Here is a 2,748-nt window from a genome sequence, read left to right as displayed (position 1 = left end):
CCCGGGCGGGCCGGTCCTTTCATCGGAAGACTTTCCACCGGCGGCCAGTTCGAACTCCGCGCGGGGATGTTCGAGGGAACCCAGCGAGACGATCTCCCGTTTGAAGAGCCCGGAGAGCGTCCATTCGGCGAGCACGCGCGCCTTGCGGTTGAAGGTGGGGACGCGGCTGAGGTGGTAGGCGCGGTGCATGAACCACGCGGGGTACCCCTTGAGCTTGCGGCCGTACACCTGCGCGACGCCCTTGTGGAAGCCGAGGGAGGCGACCGAGCCGGCGTACGCGTGCGCGTACTGCTGNNGAGGACCTTGGCCTGGCGCAGGGCGTGCTGGGCGTTGGGGGCGGTGTGGGTGCCGGGTTCGGCGGTGGTGTCGGGGACGGCGGCGGCGTCTCCGGCGGCCCAGGCCTGCGCGGTGCCCTCGATCGCCAGTTCCGGGGTGCACCTGAGGCGTCCGCGGTCGGTGAGGGGGAGGTCGGTCGCGGCGAGCAGGGGGTGCGGTTTGACGCCGGCGGTCCAGACGATCGTCCGCGTGGGTAAGCGTGAGCCGTCGCTGAGGACGGCGGTGCGCCGGAGGCACGACTCCAGGCGGGTGTTGAGGCGGAGGTCGATGTTGCGGCGGCGCAGTTCGCTGATCGTGTAGCGGCCGAGGTCGGGGCCGACCTCGGGGAGGATGCGGTCGGAGGCCTCGACGAGGAGCCACTTCATGTCGTCCGGGGTGACGTTGTGGTAGTAGCGGGAGGCGTAGCGGGCCATGTCCTCCAGTTCGCCGAGGGCCTCGACGCCCGCGTAGCCGCCGCCGACGAAGACGAAGGTCAGGGCCGCGTCGCGGACGGCCGGGTCGCGGGTGGAGGAGGCGATGTCCATCTGCTCGAGGACGTGGTTGCGCAGGCCGATGGCCTCCTCGACGGTCTTGAAGCCGATGGCGTGCTCGGCGAGTCCGGGGATCGGGAGGGTGCGGGAGACGGAGCCGGGCGCGAGGACCAGTTCGTCGTACGGCAGCTGCCGGGGGCCTGTGCCCTCGTCCGCCGTGGCGAGGGTCGTCAGGGTGGCGGTGCGCGCCGCGTGGTCGATCGCCGTGACCTCGCCGACGACGATCCGGCAGTGCGGCAGGACGCGGCGCAGCGGGACGACGACGTGGCGCGGGGAGATGGAGCCGGCCGCGGCCTCCGGGAGGAACGGCTGGTACGTCATGTACGGGTCGGGGGTGACGACCGTGATCTCGGTTTCCCCGCGCTTCAGTTCATGCCTCAACTTCCGCTGGAGTCGCAGTGCCGTGTACATCCCGACGTAGCCGCCGCCGACAACGAGAATGCGCGCACGTTCCTTCACCACCCCATGACGCACCCGGCACCGGAGTTTGTCCACAGTCCCGGCGCGCAGCGGGGCGGGCGCCCCGGTGTGGCCGGGGTCTGCCGGGCCGCCCGCACGTGCGCCAGGCGCGCAGGTCAGGCCAGGTGCGCCGGGGCGTGCGGGGGTGTGCGACGGGGATACACACCCCGTGTACTCCGATCGGGCGGTCCCCCGTGCGGAACGTGCCCCTTCTGAATTGACCGTCCCTCAACTATGTTCGTGTGACGACGGGGTGTAGGGCTTCCGTCCGCCGTGTGTCCGTCGGCCGGACCGCCCGACGGGGGAAGTGTGCCGCCGGACCCGCGACACGCGGGGGCGGGCGCGCTGCTCCCGGTTCCACACGCTCCGGCATTCAATGGCGGAGAAAGTCTCCGGGGGGAGACGACATTTACCGGGGGATCATTGATGCACATTCAGGACTCGCAATGGTCTACGGCGTCCGCTCTCGCGGGCGGCGCCATCATGAGCGCGACGGGGAACGGCCGCGGGGACGCCTCGCGGACGACGCCGTTGCGCGTGGACGCACAGCGCAATCTCGAGCACGTCCTGCGGGCTGCCCGCGAGGTGTTCGGGGAGCTGGGTTACGGGGCTCCCATGGAGGACGTCGCCCGGCGGGCCCGCGTGGGGGTGGGTACCGTCTACCGGCGCTTCCCCAGCAAGGACGTCCTGGTCCGGCGGATAGCCGAGGAGGAGACCGCCCGGCTGACCGAGCAGGCGCGGACGGCTCTCGGGCAGGAGGACGAGCCCTGGTCGGCGCTGTCCCGGTTCCTGCGGACGTCGGTGGCGTCCGGGGCCGGGCGGCTGCTGCCGCCGCAGGTGCTGCGGGTGGGGGTGGCCGAGGAGGAGGCACGTGTGCCTCAGCAGCGGTCGCAGCCGGGCGGGGGTGAGCTGCGGCTCGTTCCCGAGGCGGAGGTTCTGTCGCCGCTGGACGATCCGGGCGTGGCCGCGCTGCTCGACGTGGTCGGGCAGCTGGTCGACCGGGCCCGGGCGGCCGGGGAGCTGCGGGCGGACGTGTCCGTGTCCGATGTGCTGCTCGTGATCGCGACGGCGGCGCCGTCCCTGCCGGACGCGGTGCAGCAGGCGGCGGCTTCGGCCCGGTTGCTGGACATCCTGCTGGAAGGGCTGCGGTCGCGGTAGTAGCCGTGGACCGACGCGGGCCCGCACCCCTGGGGCTTCTCCGGGGGCGCGGGTCCGTTTCCGTGCGGGGTGTGACTCGAAAAGGTGACGGCTCCATTTTCGAACGCATGAACCATTTTCGGGACCCGCGGTAACTACCTTGTTTCTTGCGGTAGTTGAGCATTCCCAGGCCGGCCGGGTTCTAGTACAAGGGAACGGCAAGGGGGCACTTACGGGTGGAAGGGGGCGGTCGTGGGGGGCGTCGTGCGAAATGTGTGTGGCACTC

The 2,748-nt window shown here is 71.4% G+C and carries 2 protein-coding genes and 1 pseudogene; 1 reads left to right on the top strand and 2 read right to left on the bottom strand.

Translation table 11 applies throughout. The features are described from left to right. Nucleotides 1-294 (bottom strand): annotated as a pseudogene (locus AOK24_RS51075) (NAD(P)/FAD-dependent oxidoreductase); the annotation flags it as partial. A 2-nt stretch (nt 295-296) separates the two neighbouring features. Next, a partial coding sequence (locus AOK24_RS23765) for an NAD(P)/FAD-dependent oxidoreductase (RefSeq protein WP_240554081.1) occupies nt 297-1,328 on the bottom strand: 1,032 nt, incomplete at its 3' end. A gap of 423 nt (nt 1,329-1,751) precedes the next feature. Between AOK24_RS23765 and AOK24_RS23760 the strand changes: the two genes are divergently transcribed. Continuing rightward, entirely contained in the window at nt 1,752-2,483 is a 732-nt protein-coding gene (locus tag AOK24_RS23760; protein WP_055722101.1) for a TetR/AcrR family transcriptional regulator, read from the top strand. Nucleotides 2,484-2,748: the final 265 nt, after the last annotated feature.

This window comes from Streptomyces niveiscabiei (assembly GCF_001419795.1).
In the GTDB taxonomy this organism is placed as follows: domain Bacteria; phylum Actinomycetota; class Actinomycetes; order Streptomycetales; family Streptomycetaceae; genus Streptomyces; species Streptomyces niveiscabiei.
The sequence above is the reverse complement of the archived record's forward strand: the minus strand, read 5'-3'. Positions and strand labels throughout refer to the sequence as shown.

Bases quoted from the DNA above. Each gene is read 5' to 3' on its own strand.
- AOK24_RS23760 (WP_055722101.1), top strand. From the start codon at position 1,752: ATGCACATTCAGGACTCGCAATGGTCTACGGCGTCCGCTCTCGCGGGC.